Origin of the sequence: Sorangium sp. So ce363 (genome assembly GCF_051520435.1) — a bacterium.
In the GTDB taxonomy this organism is placed as follows: domain Bacteria; phylum Myxococcota_A; class Polyangia; order Polyangiales; family Polyangiaceae; genus Sorangium; species Sorangium cellulosum_B.
This window is the reverse complement of the sequence record NZ_CP150333.1, coordinates 5,779,752-5,804,203: the sequence shown is the minus strand read 5'-3', so window position 1 is coordinate 5,804,203 and position 24,452 is coordinate 5,779,752. Positions and strand designations below refer to the sequence as shown.

2 protein-coding genes (both cut by a window edge) are annotated in these 24,452 nt (G+C 72.1%); both read left to right on the top strand.

Annotated features, from left to right (window positions below):
- Positions 1 to 12,506, top strand: partial view of an SDR family NAD(P)-dependent oxidoreductase gene (locus WMF12_RS21820; protein WP_437873440.1) — the final stretch only. The gene continues 13,471 nt to the left of window position 1, outside the view; the window shows 12,506 of its 25,977 coding nt (coding positions 13,472-25,977); its start codon lies off the left edge, out of view; its stop codon occupies positions 12,504 to 12,506.
- Positions 12,503 to 24,452, top strand: the start of a protein-coding gene (locus tag WMF12_RS21815) for an amino acid adenylation domain-containing protein (RefSeq protein ID WP_437873439.1). 16,655 nt of this gene lie beyond the right edge of the window; only the first 11,950 of its 28,605 coding nucleotides appear in the window; it begins with the start codon at positions 12,503 to 12,505; its stop codon lies off the right edge, out of view. Before WMF12_RS21820 ends, WMF12_RS21815 begins: the two co-directional genes overlap by 4 nt.

Here is a 24,452-nt window from a genome sequence, read left to right as displayed (position 1 = left end):
CCGGTGTGCTCGACGACGGGGTGATTGCGGAGCAGAGCGCCGAGCGGTTCGCACGGGTGCTGTCGCCGAAGGTGGCTGGCGCGTGGAACGTGCACGAGCTGACGCAGGGGCAGGAGCTGGAGTTCTTCGTGCTCTTCTCGTCGCTGTCAGGGCTGCTGGGCGCATCGGGCCAGAGCAACTACGCAGCGGCGAACAGCTTCCTGGATGCGCTCGCGGCGCACCGTCGCGCGCAGGGACTGCCGGCGCAGAGCCTTGCGTGGGGCGCGTGGTCCGAAGGGGGCATGGCGTCGGGGCTGGGTGCAGCGCAGCAGGCGCGCCTTTCGCGGCAGGGGATGAGGGCGCTGACGGCTGGAGAGGGCGTCGCGCTGTTCGGGCATGCGCTGTCGCGGCCCGAGGCGCATCTCGGGGTGGTGCAGCTCGACCTGCCGGCGGTGGGTCGCGCGCTGGGCGCGGCGGTGCCGCCGGTGTGGCGGGCGCTCGTGCGGGCGCCGGCGGCGCGCGCAGCGGCCAGCGCGCAGGGGGGGACATGGGCAGCGCGGCTTGCGGCGCTGCCCGCAGAGCGCCGCGCGGAGGAGGTGCGTGCGGCCGTGCAGGCCGAGGTGGCGCGGGTGCTGTCGCTGAGCGCGGTGCCGTACGACCGTCCGCTGCAGGAGCTCGGGCTCGATTCGCTGATGGCGGTGGAGCTGCGCAATGCGCTCGGGCGGCGGGTGGGCGCGACGCTGCCCGCGACGCTGGCGTTCGATTACCCGACGGTGGACGCGCTCACGCGCTGGCTGCTCGACGAGGTCCTTGCCGTGACCGAGCCGAGCGCGACGCCGGCCAAGGCATCGCCGCAGCCGCAGGTCGCGCTCGACGAGCCGATCGCGATCGTGGGCATGGGTTGCCGCTTCCCCGGTGGGGTGAGCGATCCGGAGTCGTTCTGGCGGCTGCTCGACGAGGGCATCGACGCCGTCACCGAGGTGCCGCGGGCGCGGTGGGACATCGACGCGCTCTACGACCCGGACCCGGACGCGCCGGGCAAGATGATGACGCGCTTGGGCGGCTTCCTCGCGGACATCGATCAATTCGACCCGGGCTTCTTCGGGATCTCGCCGCGGGAGGCGGCGGCGATGGACCCGCAGCAGCGGCTGCTGCTGGAGACGAGCTGGGAGGCGCTGGAGCGCGCGGGGCTCTCCCCCGAGCGGCTGATGGGCAGCGACACCAGCGTGTTCGTGGGGCACATGTACCAGGAATACGCCACGCTCGGCGGCGGCCTCGAGTCGCTCGACGGCCATGTCGGCACGGGCGCTGCGGCCAGCGTTGCGTCGGGCCGGATCTCGTACGTGATGGGGCTGAAGGGGCCGAGCATGACGGTGGACACGGCGTGCTCGTCGTCGCTGGTGACGGTGCACCTGGCCTGCCAGGCGTTGCGTCAGGGCGAGTGCTCGGTGGCGCTGGCCGGCGGGGTGGCGCTGATGCTCACGCCGGCTTCCTTCGTGGAGTTCAGCCGGCTGCGGGGGCTCTCTCCGGATGGGCGGTGCAAGAGCTTCGCGGCGGCGGCGGACGGGGTGGGGTGGAGCGAAGGCTGCGGCATGCTGGTGCTCAAGCGGCTGAGCGACGCGCAGCGCGACGGCGACCGGGTGCTAGCGGTGATCCGGGGCTCGGCGGTCAACCAGGACGGGCGCAGCAACGGGCTGACGGCGCCCAACGGGCCGTCGCAGCAAGAGGTGATCCGCCGAGCATTGCAGCAGGCGAGGGTGAGCCCGGCCGAGGTGGACTACGTCGAATGCCACGGCACGGGCACGACGCTGGGCGACCCGATCGAGGTGCAGGCGCTGGGCGCGGTGCTGCGAGAGGGGCGTGCGCCGGACCGCCCGGTGGTGATCGGGTCGGTGAAGTCCAACCTGGGACACACCCAGGCAGCGGCGGGCGTGGCGGGCATCGTGAAGGTGGCGCTGGCGCTGGAGCATGGGCGCATCCCGCGGAGCCTGCACTTCGAGGCGCCGAGCCCGCACATCCCGTGGTCGGAGCTGCCGGTGAAGGTGGCGTCGGAGGCGGTGGAGTGGCCGAGAAACGGAGCGCCGCGGCGGGCGGGGGTGAGCTCGTTCGGGATCAGCGGGACCAACGCGCATGTGGTGCTGGAGGAGGCGCCGGCGGTGGAACTCGCGCCGGCGGCGCCGGAGCGGTCGGCAGAGCTGTTCGTGCTGTCGGCCAGGAGCGCGGGGGCGCTGGAGGCGCAGGCGGGGCGGCTGCGGGAGCACCTGGAGAGCCATCCGGAGCAGGGGCTGGGCGACGTGGCCTTCAGCCTGGCGACGACGCGCAGCGCGATGGAGCACCGGCTGTCGGTGGTGGCGAGCTCGCGCGAGGGGCTGCTTTCGGCGCTGGAAGCGGCAGTGCAGGGGCAGACGCCGGCGGGGGCGGCGCGCGGTGTGATGTCGGCGTCGTGGGGCAAGGTGGCCTTCCTGTTCACCGGGCAGGGTGCGCAGGTAGCTGGGATGGGGCGGGGGCTGTACGAGGCGTGGCCTGCGTTCCGGGAAGCATTCGAGCGGTGCGTGGGGCTGTTCGATAAGGAGCTTTCGCGCCCGCTGCGCGAGGTGATGTGGTCGGAGAAGGGGAGCGCGGAGGCAGGCCTGCTCGACCAGACGGGGTACACGCAACCTGCGCTGTTCACGCTGGAATATGCGCTCTGTGCGCTGTGGCGCTCGTGGGGAGTGGAGCCGGAGCTTGTGGCGGGCCACAGCATCGGAGAGCTCGTGGCCGCGTGCGTGGCGGGGGTGTTGACGCTCGAGGATGCGGTGCGGCTGGTGGCAGCGCGTGGGCGGCTGATGCAGGCCTTGCCGTCGGGCGGAGCGATGGTGTCGATAGCGGCGCCGGAGGTGGAAGTTCTGGCGGCGGTGGGGCCGCACGCGGCATCGGTGTCGATAGCGGCGGTGAACGGACCGGAACAGGTGGTGATCGCGGGAGCGGAGGAGGCGGTGAGGGAGATCGCCTCTGCCTTCTCGGAGCGCGGGGTGCGCACCAAGGCGTTGACCGTCTCGCACGCGTTCCACTCGCCGCTGATGGAGCCGATGCTGGACGCGTTCAGGAGCGTCGCCGAGTCGGTGGCATACCGAGCGCCAGACCGTCCCGTGGTGTCGAACGTGACGGGCGAAGTGGCCGGGCCCGAGATAGCGAGCGCGGAGTACTGGGTGCGTCACGTGCGCGAGGCGGTGCGCTTCGCCGACGGCGTGAAGGCGCTGCACGAGGCGGGAGCCGGGATATTCGTTGAGGTCGGTCCGAAGGCGACGCTGCTGGGTCTTGTGCCAGGGATCGTGTCGGAAGCGCATCCGGTGCTTGTGGCGTCGTTGCGCGCTGGCCGCGAAGAGCGCGCGAGCGCGCTGGAGGGGCTGGGCGGGGTATGGGCCGCCGGGGGCGCTGTGCGCTGGGGCGGAGTGTTTGCGTCCGGAGGGAGGCGTGTATCGCTGCCGACCTATCCATGGCAGCGTGAGCGGTACTGGCTCGAGCAGGCCGGAGCGGTGGAGGCCCGAGCAGGAGAGGCGACGGGGCACCCACTGCTGGGGGTGAAGGTTGCGGTGGCGGGCACGCGGGCGGTGTTCGAGGCGGTGGTGGGGCTGGACAAGCATCGATGGCTCGGAGACCACCGTGTGGCCGGGCAGGTGGTGGTGCCTGGCGTGGCCGTGGCGGAGCTTGTGAGGGCAGCGGCGGCGCACGGGTCGATGGAAGCTCCTCGCGTGAGGGGGCTAGTGCTGGAGGCGCCGCTGGTGCTGCCGGACAAGGGTGCACGCCGCGTCCAGGTGGTGCTCTCGGAGACGGCAGAGGGGGCGGTGAGCGCGGCGGTGTACAGCAGCCCGGCCGAAGGGGCAGGCTGGACGCAGCACGCGACAGCGAGCGTGGATTCGACGGACGTGCCGGCGCGGCCGGCGGCGCTGGATCTCGCAGGGGTGCAGGCCCGGTGCGTCGAGGTGCTGGAGGTGGGCGCGCTTTTCTCGAGCCTCGCCGAGGCGGGCCTTGCCTGTGGCGCTGCCTTCCAGGGGCTGCGCTCCTTGTGGCGCGGCGAAGGCGAGGCGCTCGCCGAGGTGGTGTTGCCCGAGATCGCTCGGGCCGAGGGATACGGTGTGCACCCTGTGCTGCTCGACGCCGCTTCTCGGGTGGCGATGGCAGCGATGCTCGCGTCCGAAGCAGAGGCGCTCTTGCTGCCGTCCGAGGTGGGCGCCTATGCCGTCCACCAGCCCGGCGCGGAGGCGGCCTGGGTGCATGCGCGGCTCCGTGGCGGCCAGGATGGGGTGGCCGACGTGACGCTGGCGGATGCAGTCGGCGCCGTGGTGGCCGAGTTGACCGAGCTGCGATTCCAGCGCGCAGACCGGCAGACCTTGCGACGAGCGAGCACGCAGGCGCCGGCCGAGGTGTTCTATCGGCTGGAGTGGCGGGAAGCATTGCTGCCCGACGCGGCCGCGGCGCGGCGCGACGGGAGCTGGGTGGTGGTGGCCGCAGCCGGGTCGGGTACGGCGGCAGCGCTGGTGGCGCGGCTGGGAGCCAGCGTGCTGACCGAGCCTTCCGACCTGGCAACGGCGCTGGCGGAGATGTCGTCGGTCGCTGGGGTGGTCTGCTTGTGGGAGGCCGGGGCGGCGGAAGAGGTGCCTGCGGCGGCGCAACGTGTGGCGATCGAAGGCCTCGCGGTGGTGCAGGCGCTGCAAGGGCGTGCGCCGGTGCGCCTGTGGTGGGTGACGGCCGGTGCGGTGGCTGTCGAGGCGGGTGATGCGGTGGAGGCCGCCACGGCACCGGTGTGGGGCCTGGGTCGGACCGTGATGCAGGAGTATCCAGAGTTCGGCTGCGTGCTGGTGGATCTCTCGCCAGGCGCCGGGGCTCTGGATGCGCTGGTGCAGGAGCTCCTGGCGAGTGATGGCGAGGACCAGGTCGCCTGGCGCGGCGGCCGCCGGCATGCGGCTCGGCTGGTGCGGGCTGCAGCGATGGCCAGCGCGCCACGGATCCCCCTCGTCCCCCAGGGCACCATCCTGGTGACCGGCGGCCTTGGAGCGCTGGGGCTGCACGTGGCGCGGTGGCTGGCCGGCGAAGGCGTTGCGCACGTGGTGCTCACCGGCCGGAGGGGCGTGGAGACGCCCGGCGCGGTCGAGGCGGTGGCGGAGCTGGAAGCGCTGGGCGCGCGTGTGACGGTGGCAGCGGTGGACGTGGCCGACCGGGAGGGTCTGAGAGCGGTGGTCGAAGCGATCCCGCCGGCGTGGCCGCTGCGGGGCGTGGTTCACGCGGCCGGTGTGCTCGACGACGGGGTGATTGCGGAGCAGAGCGCCGAGCGGTTCGCGCGGGTGCTGTCGCCGAAGGTGGCTGGCGCGTGGAACGTGCACGAGCTGACGCAGGGGCAGGAGCTGGAGTTCTTCGTGCTCTTCTCGTCGCTGTCAGGGCTGCTGGGCGCATCGGGTCAGAGCAACTACGCAGCGGCGAACAGCTTCCTGGATGCGCTCGCGGCGCACCGTCGCGCGCAGGGACTGCCGGCGCAGAGCCTTGCGTGGGGCGCGTGGTCTGAAGGGGGCATGGCGTCGGGGCTGGGTGCAGCGCAGCAGGCGCGCCTTTCGCGGCAGGGGATGAGGGCGCTGACGGCTGGAGAGGGCGTCGCGCTGTTCGGGCATGCGCTGTCGCGGCCCGAGGCGCATCTCGGGGTGGTGCAGCTCGACCTGCCGGCGGTGGGTCGCGCGCTGGGCGCGGCGGTGCCGCCGGTGTGGCGGGCGCTCGTGCGGGCGCCGGCGGCGCGCGCAGCGGCCAGCGCGCAGGGGACGTGGGCAGCGCGGCTTGCGGCGCTGCCCGCAGAGCGCCGCGCGGAGGAGGTGCGTGCGGCGGTGCAGGCCGAGGTGGCGCGGGCGTTGTCGCTGAGCGCGGCGAGCGCGGTGCCGTACGACCGTCCGCTGCAGGAGCTCGGGCTCGACTCGCTGACGGCGGTGCAGCTGCGCAATGCGCTCGGTCGGCGGGTGGGCGCGACGTTGCCGGCGACGCTGGCGTTCGATTACCCGACGGTGGACGCGCTCACGCGCTGGCTGCTCGACGAGGTCCTTACCGTAACCGAGCCGAGCACGACGCCGGCCAAGGCATCGCCGCAGCCGCAGGTCGCGCTGGACGAGCCGATTGCGATCGTGGGCATGGGTTGCCGCTTCCCGGGCGGTGTGACGGGCGCGGAGTCGTTCTGGCGTCTGCTCGACGAGGGCATCGACGCCGTCACCGAGGTGCCGCGGGCGCGGTGGGACATCGACGCGCTCTACGACCCGGATCCGGACGCGCCAGGCAAGATGATGACGCGCTCGGGGGGCTTCGTCGCGGACATCGATCGGTTCGACCCGGGCTTCTTCGGGATCTCGCCGCGGGAGGCGGCGGCGATGGACCCGCAGCAGCGGTTGCTGCTGGAGACGAGCTGGGAGGCGCTGGAGCGCGCGGGGCTCTCCCCCGAGCGGCTGATGGGCAGCGACACCGGCGTGTTCGTGGGGCACACCTACCAGGAGTACGCCACGCTCGGCGGCGGCCTCGAGTCGCTCGATGGCTACATCGCCACCGGCACCACCGCCAGCGTTGCGTCGGGCCGGATCTCGTACGTGCTTGGGCTGAAGGGGCCGAGCATGACGGTGGACACGGCGTGCTCGTCGTCGCTGGTGACGGTGCACCTGGCCTGCCAGGCGTTGCGTCAGGGCGAGTGCTCGGTGGCGCTGGCCGGCGGGGTGGCGCTGATGCTGACGCCGAACGCGTTCGTGGAGTTCAGCCGGCTGCGGGGGCTCTCTCCGGATGGGCGGTGCAAGAGCTTCGCGGCGGCGGCGGACGGGGTGGGGTGGAGCGAAGGCTGCGGCATGCTGGTGCTCAAGCGGCTGAGCGACGCGCAGCGCGACGGCGACCGGGTGCTAGCGGTGATCCGGGGCTCGGCGGTCAACCAGGACGGGCGCAGCAACGGGCTGACGGCGCCCAACGGGCCGTCGCAGCAAGAGGTGATCCGCCGAGCGCTGCAGCAGGCGAGGGTGAGCCCGGCCGAGGTGGACTACGTCGAATGCCACGGCACGGGCACGACGCTGGGCGACCCGATCGAGGTGCAGGCGCTGGGCGCGGTGCTGCGAGAGGGGCGTGCGCCGGACCGGCCGGTGGTGATCGGGTCGGTGAAGTCCAACCTGGGACACACCCAGGCAGCGGCGGGCGTCGCGGGCATCGTGAAGGTGGCGCTGGCGCTGGAGCACGGGCGCATCCCGCGGAGCCTGCACTTCGAGGCGCCGAGCCCGCACATCCCGTGGTCGGAGCTGCCGGTGAAGGTGGCGTCGGAGGCGGTGGAGTGGCCGAGAAACGGAGCGCCGCGGCGGGCGGGGGTGAGCTCGTTCGGGATCAGCGGGGCCAACGCGCATGTGGTGCTGGAGGAGGCGCCGTTCGTGGAGCCCGCGCCGCCCATGCCGGAGCGGTCGGCAGAGCTGTTCGTGCTGTCGGCAAAGAGCGCGGCGGCGCTGGAGGCGCAGGCGGGGCGGCTGCGGGAGCACCTGGAAGCGCACCCCGAGATCGCGTTGGGCGACGTGGCCTTCAGCCTGGCGACGACGCGCAGCGCGATGGAGCACCGGCTGTCGGTGGTGGCGAGCTCGCGTGAGGCGCTCGTGGAGGCGCTCCGAGCAGCGGCAGAGGGGCAGACGCCGGCGGGGGCGGCGCGCGGTGTGATATCGGCCTCGCGGGGCAAGGTGGCATTCTTGTTCACCGGGCAGGGGGCGCAGGTAGCTGGGATGGGGCGGGGGCTGTACGAGGCGTGGCCTGCGTTCCGGGAAGCGTTCGAGCGGTGCGTGGGGCTGTTCGATAAGGAGCTCTCGCGTCCGCTGCGCGAGGTGATGTGGTCGGAGAAGGGCAGCGCGGAGGCAGGCCTGCTCGACCAGACGGGGTACACGCAACCTGCGCTGTTCACGCTGGAATATGCGCTCTGTGCGCTGTGGCGCTCGTGGGGAGTCGAGCCGGAGCTTGTGGCGGGCCACAGCATCGGAGAGCTCGTGGCCGCGTGCGTGGCGGGGGTGCTGACGCTCGAGGATGCGGTGCGGCTGGTGGCAGCGCGTGGGCGGCTGATGCAGGCCTTGCCGTCGGGCGGAGCGATGGTGTCGATAGCGGCGCCGGAGGTGGAAGTTCTGGCGGCGGTGGGGCCGCACGCCGCATCGGTGTCGATAGCGGCGGTGAACGGACCGGAACAGGTGGTGATCGCGGGAGCGGAGGAGGCGGTGAGGGAGATCGCCTCTGGGTTCTCGGAGCGCGGGGTGCGCACCAAGGCGTTGACCGTCTCGCACGCGTTCCACTCGCCGCTGATGGAGCCGATGCTGGACGCGTTCAGGAGCGTCGCCGAGTCGGTCGTCTATCATCGGCCGTCGCTGCCGCTGGTCAGCAACCTGAGCGGAGAGCTGAGCACGGACGTGGTGAGCACGCCGGACTACTGGGTGCGTCACGTGCGCGAGGTGGTGCGCTTCGCCGACGGCGTGAAGGCGCTGCACGAGGCTGGCGCAACCACGTTCGTCGAGGTGGGCCCCAGGCCGACGCTGCTTGGCCTTGTTCCGTTTTGCCTCCCCGGCGCAAGGCCTGCGCTGGTTGCGTCGTTGCACGCCGAGCTCGACGAGACGGCCAGCGTGATGGAGGCCCTGGGCAGCCTCTGGTCCTCGGGCGGGAGGATCGTGTGGGCAGGCATCTTCCCCTCGGGCGGCCGGCGGGTGCAGCTACCCACCTATCCGTGGCAGCGCGAGCGGTACTGGATCGGGGGGCCAGCCGAGGGCGCGGCGGGCCGCGGTCGCCGTGCTCCTGCGGGGGGACACCCGTTGCTGGGCGAAGTCCAGACGGTGTCGACGCAAGCGAGCATGCGCCTGTGGGAGACGACGCTGGACCTCCAGCGGTTGCCGTGGATCGGCGACCACCGAGTGCAGGGGACGGCGGTGTTTCCTGCCGCGGGCTACCTGGAGATGGCGCTGGCTTGCGGGGCCGAGGCGGTGGGCGAGGGCCCGCTGGAGCTGACGGGCGTGGTGCTGGCGCAGGCGCTGGCGTTCGCGGACGAGGCTGCGGTGCCGGTGCAGGTGGTGACCACCGAGGAGCGACCGGGGCGGCTGCGGTTGCAGGTGGCGAGCCGCGCGCCAGGCGCTGACACCGCCTCATGGCGGGTGCATTGCCGCGGGACGCTGCAACGGGCCGAGCGCACCGAGGTCTCGGCGCGGGTGGAGCTCGACGCCCTACGCGCCCGGCTCAAGGCCCATGCGCCCGCGGCGGCCCTCTACGCGGCTCTCCGTGGGATGGGGCATGCGGTCGGTCCGGCGTTCCAGGGCCTGGTGGAGCTGTGGCGAGGAGAGGGCGAGGCGCTGGGGCGGGTGCGGCTGCCCGAGGCCGCCGGCTCGGCGGCGGCGTACCAGGTGCACCCGGCGCTGCTGGGGGCGTGCTTGCACGTGATGGTCGGTGTGTCGCCGGGCGAGACAGCGCCGTGGGTGCCAGTGGAGGTGGGCTCGCTGCGGCTGTTGCGGCGGCCCACGGGCGAGCTGTGGTGCCATGCGCGGGTCGCGCGCGATGAGGTCCAGTCTCCCGACCGGAGGAGCGCGGATCTGCAGATCGTGGACGGCACCGGCGCAGTGGTGGCGGAGCTCTCCGGGCTGGTGGCGCAGCGCCTGGCGGAGAGCTCCGCTCGGCGGGACGAGGACGATTGGTTCCTGGAGCTCGACTGGGAGCGCGCGGTCGCCCCCGAGCCCAGGCTGACGGCTGGACGATGGCTGCTGCTGGGCGAGGGCGGCGGGCTCGGGGCCGCGCTGCGCTCGGCGCTGCAAGCCGCGGGGCACGCCGTCGAGCACGCCGCCGCCGGCGACAGCAGCGCGACCAGCCTGCGCGCGGCGCTGGGGGATGCGTTCGGCGGGCAGGCGCCGACGGCGGCCGTGCACCTCGGCAGCCTCGACGGCGGCGACGCGCTGGATGCCGGGGCGGTGGAGGCCGCGCTGGCGTGCGGCTGCGACAGCGTGCTCGCGACGGTGCAGGCGCTGACGGCGATGAAGTACCGCGACACGCCGAGGCTGTGGCTCGTGACGCGCGGCGCGCAGGCCACGGGCGCCGGCGCCGTCTCCGTGATGCAGGGGCCGCTCCTCGGGCTCGGTCGCGTGATCGCCACCGAGCACGCGGAGCTGCGCTGCTGCCGCGTCGACCTCGATCCAGCCCGGCCTGCTGGGGAGGTGGATGCGCTCCTGGCCGAGCTCTTGGCCGGTGACGCCGAGGAAGAAGTGGCGTTGCATGGCGGAGAGCGGCGCGTCGCGCGGCTCGTGCGCCGAGCGCCCGAGGCCGAGCGCCGCGAGCGGCTCGAGCCGGCGGGGCAGCGGCCTTTCCGGCTGGAGATCGACGAACCGGGCGAGCTGGATTCGCTGGTGCTCCGCGCCATGGCGCGGCGCTCTCCCGGCCCGGGCGAGGTGGAAATCGCCGTGGAGGCGGCGGGGCTGAGCTTCCTCGACGTGCTGCTGGCGAGAGGCAGGGTGGCCGAGGAGCTGCCAGGGGTGAGCGAAGCGCGGCCGGTGCTCGGAGGCGAGTGCGCCGGGCGCATCGTGGCCGTGGGTGAGGGCGTCAGCGGCTTGGCGGTGGGAGATGCGGTGATCGCGCTGGCGAGGGGAGCGCTGGCGTCCCACGTCACCACGCCGGCGGCGCTGGTGCTGCCGCGGCCGCCGGAGCTGTCGGCGAGCGAGGCGGCAGCGCTGCCGATCGCGTACCTGACGGCCTGGTACGCGCTCGACCGGGTGGCTCGCCTGCAAGCTGGGGAGCGGGTGCTCATCCACGCCGCGACCGGCGGGGTGGGCCTGGCCGCGGTGCAGTGGGCGCAGCATGTCGGGGCCGAGGTCTTCGCGACGGCAGGCACGCCCGAGAAGCGGGCCTATCTGGCGTCGCTCGGAGTGCGGCATGTGAGCGACTCGCGCTCGGAACAGTTCGTCGCCGACGTGCTGGAGTGGACGGGGGGCGAGGGCGTGGACGTGGTGCTCAACTCGCTCTCGGGCGAGATGCTCGGCAAGAGCCTCGATGTGCTGCGGGAGCACGGCCGCTTCGTGGAGCTTGGCAAGCACGACGCCCGCGCCGATGGCCCGCCTGGCCTGGGGCCGTTGTTGTGCAATCGGTCGTTGTCGCTCCTGGACCTGAACCGGATGATGCTCAAGCGGCCGGAGTCGGTCCGCTCGCTGTTCGCGCAGGTGCTTGGCCTGGTCGCAACCGGCGTGTTCACCCCTCCGCCGATCAGCGCGGTTGCGATGGGCCAGGTGGCCAGTGCATTCCAGCGGATGGCGCAGGCGCAGCATACCGGCAAGCTGGTGCTGGTGCTGGGGGACCCGGAGGTCCAGATCCACGTTCCGGCCGGAGCCCGTGCGGCCGTTCGCGCCGACGGCAGCTACCTGGTGACAGGGGGCGTGGGCGGCCTGGGCCTGCGTGTGGCCGACTGGCTGGCCGAGCAGGGGGCAGGCCATCTGGTGCTGGTGAGCCGCTCGGGGGCAGCGAGCGCGGAGCAAAAGGCCGCGGTCGCCGCGCTTGAAGCCAAGGGGGCTCGCGTCACGGTGGCGAGAGCGGACGTGACCGACCGGGCGGCGCTCGAGCGGCTGCTGAGCGAGCTCGCCGCGTCGCCGATGCCCCTTCGCGGCGTCGTGCACGCCGCGGGGCTGGCCGATCCGGGGATGCTCAAGACCCTCACGCCCGCCCGGTTCCGCAAGGTCATGGCGCCCAAGGTCGTGGGAGCGCTTCATCTGCACGAGCTGACGCGCCAGGCGCCGCTCTCCTTCTTCGTGATGTACGCTTCGGTCTCGGGGCTGCTCGGCCTCGGCGGAACGGGCAACTACGCCGCGGCCAACACGTTCCTCGACGCGCTGGCGCATCACCGCAGAGCGCAGGGGTTGCCGGCGCTGAGCGTCGATTGGGGCCTGTTCTCCGACGTGGGTATGGCCGCCGGGCTGGACAGGCACCGTGCGGAGTCGTTCGTCCGCGGCATGAGGAGCCTGACCCCCGAGGAGGGCCTGTCGGCGCTTTCGCGCCTGCTCGACGGCGACCGCGCGCAGGTCGGCGTGGTGCCGCTCGACGTGCACCAATGGGTGGAGTTTTATCCGGCGCTGGCCTCGTCGAAGTTGCTATCGCGGCTGCTGGCCGAGCGGCGCGCAGGGGCGGCGAGGTCGGCCGGGGACCACGACCTGCTCGAGCGGCTCGCAGCCGCCGACCCCGCCGAACAGGCCGCGCTGCTGGAGGCGTTCCTTCGCAGGCAGGTCGCGCAGGTGCTCCGCATCCCGGAGGGTGAGATCGACGTGGGCGCGCCGCTCATGGGCCTCGGAATGGACTCGCTCATGGGCCTGGAGCTGCGCAATCGCCTGGAGGCTCGTTTCGGCGTCGGGCTCTCGGCCAGGTTGCTTTGGCAGTATCCCACCATCGCGGCGCTGATCGATCTGCTCCTGGAGGAGCGCCTCAGAGCCGCGGTGAAGTTCGAGCCGCAATCACCGCTCTCAAGCTCGCCGAGCTCGACGATCGAGGAGCGCGAGGAAGGTACGTTGTGAACGTCAAGGAGATTCTACTCACTGCCAAGGCGCGTGGTGTGATGCTGCGCGTCGATGGCGACAACCTCGCATTCAGCGCGCCCAAGGGCGCCCTGACACCGGAGCTCCGCAAGGCCATCGTCGAGCACAAGGCCGAGCTGCTCGATTTCCTTCGGGCAGGGGACGGCGCGCGCCCCCCGATCCCCCGCCTCCCCGTGGCGGAGACGGAGCCGTGCCTGCCCTCAGGTGGCCAGGCACGGCTCTGGTTCCTCGACAGACTGGTGCCCGGGAGCACGCCGTACAACCTGCACCTCGAGTTGCGCATGAAAGGCGCTTTCGACGAAGGCGCGCTCAGGGCCAGCCTGAACGCCGTCGTCGAGCGACACGCCATGCTGCGAGCCACCTTCCCCGAGGTGGAGGGGAGGCCGAGTCTCGTGGTTGCCCCCGCTGGCGTCTGGGAGATGCCCATCGTCGATCTCCGCCACCTCGGCCCCGAGGACAAGGAAGCGGCGCTCCGTCAGCGCTCGGCCGAGCACGCCGCGGCGCCCTTCGACCTCGCGCGGGGACCGCTGCTGCGGACGACGCTGGTCTCGCTGCACGACGAGGATCACGTCCTGCTCGTCGGCCAGCACCACATCATCACCGACGGTTGGTCGAACGGCATCATCCTCCGCGATCTGGCCGAGCTCTACGCGGGCTTCCGCGCGGGGGCGCCCCCGGCCCTTCCGGAGCTGCCGATCCGATACACAGACTATGTCCGGTGGCAGGAGACACAGCTTCAGGCAGAAGACGAACGGAGGTCCGAGGCGTGGTGGAGAGAGACCCTCGCGGGGTTGCCGCGGCTCGATCTGCCGACGCCCCGCTCGCCGGCTCGAGGGCCGAGCCACGCCGGTGATGCTCATCGGTTCGCGCTCTCTGCAGAGCTCACCGCGGGCCTCAAAGATCTCGCGCGCCGCGAATCATGCACGCTGTTCGTCGCGCTCCTGACCGTCTGGGCGACGCTGCTGCACCGCTACTCCCAGCAGGTGGACTTCGGCATTGGCACGGCCACCGCGGGGCGCGGCCGGAGCGAGCTGCGCGACCTCGTCGGCTTCTTCGTGAACACGCTCGTGCTGCGCTGCGATTTGTCGGGCGACCCGGACGGCGTGACCCTGATGGGCCGGCTGCGCAGCATCGTCGAAGACGCGCTCAATCATCAGGACGTGCCGTTCGACCGGATCGTGAACGCCGCTGGGGCCTCGCGCGGCCGGCATCTCAACCCGCTGTTCCGGGCGAGCTTCGTGTTCGAGAACGTGCCGTTCCCCGACGTCGTCCTCCCGGGGCTCTCGAGCTCCATCATGATGGAGAGGGCCGATGGTGGCGTGTCGGGTACCGCCAAGTTCGAGCTCGGCCTCACGATGGTGGAGACGCGGGGAGGGCTCTCGGCGACGCTCGAGTACGCGACGGATTTCTTCGACACCGCGACGATCGAGCGAATGGCGGGGCATTTCCAGGTGCTGGCCGAGGGCCTCGTGGCCGACCCGAGCCGGCGCGTGTCGGAGCTGCCCTTGTTGACCACGGCGGAGCGGCACCAGCTCCTCGAGTCGTGGAACGAGACGGTGGCGGAGTATCCCCGGGAGCGCTGCATTCACGAGCTGTTCGAGGCGCAGGCGGAGAGGACGCCCGACGCGGTGGCGCTGATCTTCGAGGAGAAGCAGCTCACTTACCGTGAATTGAACGAGCGCGCCAACCGGCTCGCGCACCACCTCCGATCGCTCGGGGTGGAGCCGGACGCCCTGGTCGGGCTTTGCGTCGAGCGGTCGCCGGAGATGGTGGTGGGGCTCTTCGGGATCCTCAAGGCGGGAGGGGCCTATGTGCCGCTCGATCCGGCCTATCCGGCCGATCGCCTGGCGTTCATGCTCGACGACGCGCAGGCGCGCGTGCTCTTGACCGAGGCGCGCCTCGCCGAGCGCACGCCGGCGCACACCGCGCGGGTCGTGCGCTTCGACGCGGACGCCGCGGAGATCGCGTCCTGGCCGGCGACGGCCCTACCGCCGGGGGCGACCCCCGAGAACCTCGCCCACGTCCTCTACACGTCGGGATCGACGGGCCGGCCCAAAGGGGTCGAGATTGCTCACCGGTCCGTGGTCAACCTGCTCCACGACGTGGCCGCGCGGGCCGGGTTTTCGTGCGAAGACCGGGTGCTCGCGGTGACTAGCCTGTCCTTCGATATCGCGGCGCTGGAGCTGATCTTGCCCCTCCTCGTGGGCGCGCGGGTCGAGATCGCGTCGCGCATGCTCGGCATGGACGCCGCCGCGCTTCGCCGCCGCCTCGAGCAATCGGGCGCCACGGTGATGCAGGCGACGCCCTCCAGGTGGCAGATCCTGCTCGATGCCGGCTGGCAGGGCGGCCGCTCTTTCAAGATCCTCACCGCCGGGGAAGCGGTGACGCCTGAGCTTTGCAACAAGCTCGTTGCTCGCGCCGGGTCGGTGTTGAACGGTTACGGGCCCACCGAGACAACGATCTATTCGTGCGTCCATCCGCTGATCGAGACGGAGGGGCCGGTGCCGATCGGCCGGCCCGTCGCCAATACGCGGGTCTTCGTGCTCGATCGCCACCTCCAGCCCGTGCCCGTCGGCGTGCCAGGCGAACTGTACATCGGCGGCGTCGGCGTCGCGCGCGGGTACCGCGCGCGCCCCGAGCTCACGGCGGAGCGGTTCATCGAGGATCCGTTCACGCCGGGCGAAAGGCTCTACCGGACGGGGGATCTCTGCCGCTATCGGTCCGATGGTCTCCTCGATTACCTCGGGCGCATCGATCACCAGGTGAAGATCCGGGGCTATCGGATCGAGCTCGGCGAGATCGAGACCACGCTCCTCTCCTGTCCAGCGGTGCGCGCGTGTGTCGTCGTGGTGCGGGAAGACGCGCCGGGCGACAAGCGCCTCGTCGCGTACGTGGTGCCCGGCGAGGAGGCGACGTCGGAGGGCGCGCTGCGCGACCACCTGAAACGGACGTTGCCGGATCACATGGTGCCGTCGGCGTTCGTGGTGATCGAGGCGCTGCCGCTGTCGCCCAACGGCAAGGTGGACCGAAGCAAGCTGCCAGCGCCGGCCGCCGACCGAGCCGGAGCCGCGCGAGCGCCGGCCGCGCCGAAGAACGAGCTGGAGCGGACGATCCAGAAGATCTGGCAGGAAGTGCTGCGGGTGGAGTCGGTGGGCGTCACCGACAACTTCTTCGACATCGGCGGGCACTCGCTGCTCCTGTCGCGGGTCGGCGCCCTGCTGCACAAGGCGTTGGGGCGCGAGATCCCGATCGTCGAGCTGTTCGAGCACCCCACGATCGCGGCGCTGGCGCGGCATCTCGCGCCGGCGTCGGAGGCCGCCCCGCCCCTCGTTCGCACCCCGCGCCGAGCGCCGGCGTCGGGCAACGCCGTGGCGATCATCGGCATTTCCGGTCGATTCCCGGGGGCCGACGACCTCGACGAGCTCTGGCGAAACCTCGCCAACGGCGTGGAGAGCATCTCGTTCTTTACCGCGGAGGAGCTCGAGGCGGCCGGCGTGGCGCCCGAGCTCTCGAGGAGCCCGAGCTACGTCAAGGCCAAAGGCGTGCTGCGGGACGCGGACCATTTCGACGCGTCCTTCTTCAGATACAGCCCGCGCGAGGCTGCGCAGATCGACCCCCAGCATCGTGTCTTCCTGGAATGCGCCTGGGAAGCGCTCGAGAGCGCCGGCTGCGTACCTGAAGCGGCAGGACCGCGGATTGCTGTCTTCGCCGGCGCCAGCGCTCTTCATGGCCAGCCGCTGCCCCCCGTCCACGAAGGCAACGTCGGGGAGCTGCTTCAGGCGCATTACTCGACCGGCATTGACTTCCTCGCCACCCGTGTCTCGTACAAGCTCGACCTGAAGGGACCGAGCCTCACGATCCAGACCGCGTGCTCGACCTCACTGGTCGCGGTCCACCTCGCTTGCCGGAGCCTGATCGGCGGAGAGTGCGACATGGCGCTCGCCGGTGGTGTCTCGGTCACGCTCCCGCTGGTCGCCGGGTATCCTTATCAGCAAGGGCTGATCCTCTCGCCCGATGGACATTGTCGAGCGTTCGACGAGAAAGCCCAGGGAACGCTCTTCGGAAATGGCGTGGGGGTAGTCCTCCTCAAGCGTCTGGAGGACGCGCTGGCCGACGGCGACACCATTCACGCCGTGATCCGGGGCTCGGCCATCAACAACGACGGCGCTGCCAAGGTCGGATACACGGCGCCGAGCGTGGCCGGTCAGGCCGAGGTCATTGCCCAGGCGCTCGCGGCGGCGGACGTCCGTGCGGATGAAATCGGCTACGTGGAGGCCCACGGTACAGGGACCCCGCTCGGCGATCCGATCGAGGTCGCGGCCCTGACACGCGTGTTCCGGCAGAGCACGCAGCAGAAGGGCTTCTGTGCGCTGGGAACGGTGAAGTCCAACCTCGGACATCTGGACACGGCTGCGGGTATCGCTGGCCTGCTCAAGGTGGTCCTCAGCCTGAAGCACCGGCAAATTCCCCCGAGTCTCCATTTCGAGCGGCCGAACCCGAACCTCGGGCTGGCCGATAGCCCATTCCGTGTGAGCACGGAGCTCGTCGATTGGCCGTCTTCCGGGCAGTCGCCTCGACGAGCGGGGGTGAGCTCTTTTGGTATCGGGGGTACCAACGCGCATGTGGTGCTGGAGGAGGCGCCGGCGGTGGAACTCGCGCCGGCGGCGCCGGAGCGGTCGGCAGAGCTGTTCGTGCTGTCGGCCAGGAGCGCGGGGGCGCTGGAGGCGCAGGCGGGGCGGCTGCGGGAGCACCTGGAGAGCCATCCGGAGCAGGGGCTGGGCGACGTGGCCTTCAGCCTGGCGACGACGCGCAGCGCGATGGAGCAGCGGCTGTCGGTGGTGGCGACGTCGCGCGAGGGGCTGCTTTCGGCGCTGGAAGCGGCAGCGCAGGGGCAGACGCCGGCGGGAGCGGTGCGCGGTGTGATGTCGGCGTCGCGGGGCAAGGTGGCATTCCTGTTCACCGGGCAGGGTGCGCAGGTAGCTGGGATGGGGCGGGGGCTGCACGAGGCGTGGCCTGCGTTCCGGGAAGCGTTCGAGCGGTGCGTGGGGCTGTTCGATAAGGAGCTTTCGCGTCCGCTGCGCGAGGTGATGTGGTCGGAGAAGGGCAGCGCGGAGGCAGGCCTGCTCGACCAGACGGGGTACACGCAACCGGCGCTGTTCACGCTGGAATATGCGCTCTGTGCGCTGTGGCGCTCGTGGGGAGTGGAGCCGGAGCTTGTGGCGGGCCACAGCATCGGAGAGCTCGTGGCCGCGTGCGTGGCGGGGGTGCTGACGCTCGAGGATGCGGTGCGGCTGGTGGCGGCGCGTGGGCGGCTGATGCAGGCCTTGCCGTCGGGCGGAGCGATGGTGTCGATAGCGGCGCCGGAGGTGGAAGTCCTCGCGGCGGTGGGGCCGCACGCGGCATCGGTGTCGATAGCGGCGGTGAACGGACCGGAACAGGTGGTGATAGCGGGTGGGGAGGAGGCGGTGAGGGAGATCGCCTCTGCCTTCTCGGAGCGCGGGGTGCGCACCAAGGGGTTGACCGTCTCGCACGCGTTCCACTCGCCGCTGATGGAGCCGATGCTGGACGCGTTCAGGAGCGTCGCCGAGTCGGTGGCATACCGAGCGCCAGACCGTCCCGTGGTGTCGAACGTGACGGGCGAAGTGGCCGGGCCCGAGATAGCGAGCGCGGAGTACTGGGTGCGTCACGTGCGCGAGGCGGTGCGCTTCGCCGACGGCGTGAAGGCGCTGCACGAGGCGGGAGCCGGGATATTCGTCGAGGTCGGTCCGAAGGCGACGCTGCTGGGTCTTGTGCCAGGGATCGTGTCGGAAGCGCATCCGGTGCTTGTGGCGTCGTTGCGCGCTGGCCGCGAAGAGCGCGCGAGCGCGCTGGAGGGGCTGGGCGGGGTATGGGCCGCCGGGGGCGCTGTGCGCTGGGGCGGAGTGTTTGCGTCCGGAGGGAGGCGTGTATCGCTGCCGACCTATCCATGGCAGCGTGAGCGGTACTGGCTTGAGACGGCCGGCGCGGTGGAGGCTCGCGCAGGAGAGGCGACGGGGCACCCGCTGCTGGGGGTGAAGGTTGCGGTGGCGGGCACGCGGGCGGTGTTCGAGGCGGTGGTGGGGCTGGACAAGCATCGATGGCTCGGAGACCACCGTGTGGCCGGGCAGGTGGTGGTGCCTGGAGCGGCGGTGGCGGAGCTTGTGAGGGCGGCGGCGGCGCACGGGTCGACGGAAGCGCCTCGCGTGAGGGGGCTGGTGCTGGAGGCGCCGCTGGTGCTGCCGGACAAGGGTGCGCGCCGCGTCCAGGTGGTGCTCTCGGAGACGGCAGAGGGGGCGGTGAGCGCGGCGGTGTACAGCAGCCCGGCCGAAGGCGGGCCTGGGTCAGGCTGGACGCAGCACGCGACAGCGAGCGTGGATTCGACGGACGTGCCGGCGCGGCCGGCGGCGCTGGATCTCGCGGGGGTGCAGGCGCGGTGCGTCGAGGCGCTGGACGTCGGGGCGGCCTATGTGAGCTTCGCCGAGGCGGGGCTTGCCTATGGCGCTGCCTTCCAGGGGTTGCGCTCCTTGTGGCGCGGGGAAGGCGAGGCGCTGGCCGAGGTGGTGTTGCCCGAGACCGCTCGTGTCGAGGGAGCGGAGGGATACGGCGTGCATCCGGCGCTGCTCGACGCCGCCTTGCAGGCAGTGGCAGCAGCGGCGCCGGCGTCGGAGTCAGGGGAGCTCTCGCTGCCCTTCGAGCTAGGCGGCTTTGCCGTGCACGAGCCCGGGGTGGAGGCAGCGTGGGTGCATGTTCGGCGCCACAGCGGGGGCCCTGGGGTGGTGGCCGATGTCACGCTGGTCGACGCATCGGGAGCGGTGGTGGTGGAGGTGACGGAGCTGAGGTTCCGGCGCGCAGATCGGGAGGCGTTGCGGCGAGCGAGCCCGGAGGCGCCGGCCGAGGCGTTCTATCGGCTGGAGTGGCGGGAAGCGCCGCTGCCCGACGCGGCCGCGGCGCGGCGCGACGGGAGCTGGGAGGTGGCCCTCTTTGCCTCGCAACCTCCCAGAATTGTTGGGTCGAATGTAGCAAACGAGGCCACCACCGGGAGCTGGGTGGTGGTGGCGGCGGCGGGGTCCGCGGCAGCGGCGGAGCTGGCCGCGCGGCTGGGATCCAGCGTGCTGGCCGAGCCTTCCGACCTGGCAACGGCGCTGGCGGAGATGTCGTCGGTCGCGGGGGTGGTCTGCCTCTGGGAAGCCCGGGCGGCGGAAGGGGTGGCTGAGGCCGCGCAACGTGTGGCCATCGAAGGCCTCGCGGTGGTGCAGTCGCTGCAACAAGGCCGTGCGCCGGTGCGCCTGTGGTGGGTGACGGCCGGTGCGGTGGCGGTCGAGGCGGGTGATGCGGTGGAGGCCGCCACGGCACCGGTCTGGGGCTTGGGCCGGACGGTGGTGCAGGAGCACCCGGAACTCGGCTGCACGCTTGTCGACCTCGCGCCCGGGGCCGAGGGAATCGAGGCGCTGTTGCGCGAGCTTGTGGCGAGCGACGGCGAAGACCAGGTCGCCTGGCGCGCCGGCCGCCGGTACAGCGCGCGGCTGGTGCGGGCCAAGGCGCACGATGGGGTGCCTGGGACCGAGGACTACCAGCTCCAGACGCGGCGGAAAGGCACGCTGGATGCGCTGTACCTGGCGCCCGCGGAGCGGGGTGCTCCTGGACGAGGGGAGGTGCAGATCGAGGTGCGCGCCTCGGGGCTCAACTTCCGCGATGTCCTCAACGCGCTGGGCATGTACCCGGGCGAGGCCGGACCGCTGGGCAGTGAATGTGCCGGCGAGGTTGTGAGCCTGGGCGAGGGTGTCGAAGGTCTGTCCGTGGGCGATGCGGTGATGGCGTTGTGCCCAGGGACCTTCCGGCGGTTCGTCACGGTGGACGCGCGGCTGGTGGCGAAGGTGCCCGCGGGGCTGACGTACGAGCAGGCGGCGACGGTTCCGATAGCGTTTCTGACGGCCTGGTACGCGCTGCACGACCTCGGGGCGCTGAAGGCGGGCGAGCGGCTGCTGGTGCACGCGGCGGCCGGCGGTGTGGGCATGGCGGCGGTGCAGATCGGCCGGATGGTGGGTGCGGAGGTGGTCGCGACGGCCAGCGCAGCGAAGTGGGCCGTGGTCCGCGCGATGGGAGTGACGCAGATAGCGAGCTCGCGGACGCTGGAGTTTGCGACGACGCTGCGGCAGGCCGGCACGGGGCGGGGCGTGGACGTGGTGTTGAACGCGCTGGCCGGGGAGTTCGTGGACGCCAGCCTGTCGCTGCTATCGGCGGGCGGGCGTTTGCTGGAGATGGGCAAGACCGATCTGCGCGACCCGGCCGCGATCGCCGTCGCGCATCCCGGGGTGCGCTATCAGGTCTTCGACATGGCCGACGCTGGCCCGGATCGAATCCGGGAGATGCTGGCCGAGGTCAGCGCCGCATTCGCAGCGGGGCAGCTGCGCCCGCTGCCTGTGCGGACGTATCCAGTGACCGAGGCCGAGGCGGCGTTCCGATTCATGGGACAGGCGCGGCACGTGGGCAAGCTCGCGCTGGTGCCGCCCCGAACGGGCCGTGTGCCGAGGGAAAGCACGGTGCTTGTGACCGGCGGTCTGGGCGCGCTGGGGTTGCACGTGGCGCGGTGGCTGGCCTTGGAGGGCGTGGGGCACGTGGTGCTCACCGGTCGGCGGGGCGTGGAGACGCCCGGCGCGGTCGAGGCGGTGGCGGAGCTGGAAGCGCTGGGCGCGCGGGTGACGGTGGCTGCGGTGGACGTGGCCGACCGGGAGGGTCTGAGAGCGGTGGTCGAAGCGATCCCGTCGGAGCTGCCGCTGCGGGGCGTGGTTCACGCGGCCGGTGTGCTCGATGACGGGGTGATTGCGGAGCAGAGCGCCGAGCGCTTTGCGCGGGTGCTGTCGCCGAAGGTGGCTGGCGCGTGGAACGTGCACGAGCTGACGCAGGGGCAGGAGCTGGAGTTCTTCGTGCTCTTCTCGTCGCTGTCAGGGCTGCTGGGCGCATCGGGCCAGAGCAACTACGCAGCGGCAAACAGCTTCCTCGATGCGCTCGCGGCGCACCGTCGCGCGCAGGGACTGCCGGCGCAGAGCCTTGCGTGGGGCGCGTGGTCCGAAGGGGGCATGGCGTCGGGGCTGGGTGCAGCGCAGCAGGCGCGCCTTTCGCGGCAGGGGATGAGGGCGCTGACGGCTGGAGAGGGCGTCGCGCTGTTCGGGCATGCGCTGTCGCGGCCCGAGGCGCATCTCGGGGTGGTGCAGCTCGACCTGCCGGCGGTGGGTCGCGCGCTGGGCGCGGCGGTGCCGCCGGTGTGGCGGGCGCTCGTGCGGGCGCCGGCTGCGCGCGCAGCGGCCGGCGCGCACGCGCAGGGGACGTGGGCGGCGCGGCTTGCGGCGCTGCCCGCAGAGCGCCGCGCGGAGGAGGTGCGTGCGGCAGTGCAGGCCGAGGTGGCGCGGGTGCTGTCGCTGAGCGCGGTGCCGTACGACCGTCCGCTGCAGGAGCTCGGGCTCGATTCGCTGATGGCGGTGGAGCTGCGCAACGGGCTAGGCCGGCGGGTGGGCGCGACGTTGCCGGCGACGCTGGCGTTCGATTACCCGACGGTGGACGCGCTCACGCGCTGGCTGCTCGACGAAGTCCTTGCCGTGACCGAGCCGAGCGTGGCGCCGGCCAAGGCATCGCCGCAGCCGCAGGTCGCGCTCGACGAGCCGATCGCGATCGTGGGCATGGGCTGCCGCTTCCCCGGTGGGGTGAGCGATCCGGAGTCGTTCTGGCGGCTGCTCGACGAGGGCATCGACGCCGTCACCGAGGTGCCGCGGGCGCGGTGGGACATCGACGCGCTCTATGACCCGGATCCGGACGCGCCGGGCAAGATGATGACGCGCTGGGGCGGCTTCCTCGCGGACATCGATCGGTTCGACCCGTCCTTCTTCGGCATCTCGCCGCGGGAGGCGGCGGCGATGGACCCGCAGCAGCGGTTGCTGCTGGAGACGAGCTGGGAGGCGCTGGAGAGCGCCGGGCTCGTGCCGGAGCGGCTGATGGGCAGCGATACCGGCGTGTTCGTTGGGCACATGTACCAGGAGTACGCCATGCTCGGCGGCGGCGGCCTGGAGACGCTCGACGGCTACGTCGGCACGGGCACCGCGGGCAGCGTCGCGTCGGGCCGGATCTCGTACGTGCTTGGGCTGAAGGGGCCGAGCCTGACGGTGAACACGGCGTGCTCGTCGTCGCTGGTGACGGTGCACCTGGCCTGCCAGGCGTTGCGTCAGGGCGAGTGCTCGGTGGCGCTGGCGGGCGGCGTGACGCTGATGCTCACGCCGGCCCCGTTCGTGGAGTTCAGCCGGCTGCGGGGGCTCTCTCCGGACGGGCGGTGCAAGAGCTTCTCGGCGGCGGCAGACGGCGCGGCGTGGAGCGAGGGCTGCGGCATGGTCGTGCTCAAGCGGCTGAGCGACGCGCAGCGCGACGGCGACCGGGTGCTAGCGGTGATCCGGGGCTCGGCGGTCAACCAGGACGGGCGCAGCAACGGGCTGACGGCGCCCAACGGGCCGTCGCAGCAAGAGGTGATCCGCCGAGCGCTGCAGCAGGCGAGGGTGAGCCCGGCCGAGGTGGACTACGTCGAGTGCCACGGCACGGGCACGACGCTGGGCGACCCGATGGAGGTGCAGGCGCTGGGCGCGGTGATGAGCGAAGGGCGCGCCGCGGACCGGCCGGTGGTGATCGGGTCGGTGAAGTCCAACCTGGGACACACGCAGGCAGCGGCGGGCGTGGCGGGCATCGTGAAGGTGGCGCTGGCGCTGGAGCACGGGCGCATCCCGCGGAGCCTGCACTTCGAGGCGCCGAGCCCGCACATCCCGTGGTCGGAACTGCCGGTGAAGGTGGCGTCGGAGGCGGTGGAGTGGCCGAGAAACGGCGCGCCGCGGCGAGCGGGGGTGAGCTCGTTCGGGATCAGCGGAACCAACGCGCATGTGGTGCTGGAGGAGGCGCCGTTCGTGGAGCCCGCGCCGGCGGCGCCGGAGCGATCTGCAGAGCTGTTCGTGCTGTCGGCCAGGAGCGCGGGGGCGCTGGAGGCGCAGGCGGGGCGGCTGCGGGAGCACCTGGAGAGCCATCCGGAGCAGGGGCTGGGCGACGTGGCCTTCAGCCTGGCGACGACGCGCAGCGCGATGGAGCAGCGGCTGTCGGTGGTGGCGACGTCGCGCGAGGGGCTGCTTTCGGCGCTGGAAGCGGCAGCGCAGGGGCAGACGCCGGCGGGGGCGGCGCGCGGTGTGATGTCGGCGTCGCGGGGCAAGGTGGCATTCCTGTTCACCGGGCAGGGTGCGCAGGTAGCTGGGATGGGGCGGGGGCTGCACGAGGCGTGGCCTGCGTTCCGGGAAGCATTCGAGCGGTGCGTGGGGCTGTTCGATAAGGAGCTTTCGCGTCCGCTGCGCGAGGTGATGTGGTCGGAGAAGGGCAGCGCGGAGGCAGGCCTGCTCGACCAGACGGGGTACACGCAACCGGCGCTGTTCACGCTGGAATATGCGCTCTGTGCGCTGTGGCGCTCGTGGGGAGTGGAGCCGGAGCTTGTGGCGGGCCACAGCATCGGAGAGCTCGTGGCCGCGTGCGTGGCGGGGGTGCTGACGCTCGAGGATGCGGTGCGGCTGGTGGCGGCGCGTGGGCGGCTGATGCAGGCCTTGCCGTCGGGCGGAGCGATGGTGTCGATAGCGGCGCCGGAGGAAGAAGTCCTCGCGGCGGTGGGGCCGCACGCGGCATCGGTGTCGATAGCGGCGGTGAACGGACCGGAACAGGTGGTGATAGCGGGTGGGGAGGAGGCGGTGAGGGAGATCGCCTCTGCCTTCTCGGAGCGCGGGGTGCGCACCAAGGCGTTGACCGTCTCGCACGCGTTCCACTCGCCGCTGATGGAGCCGATGCTGGACGCGTTCAGGAGCGTCGCCGAGTCGGTTGTCTATCATCGGCCGTCGCTGC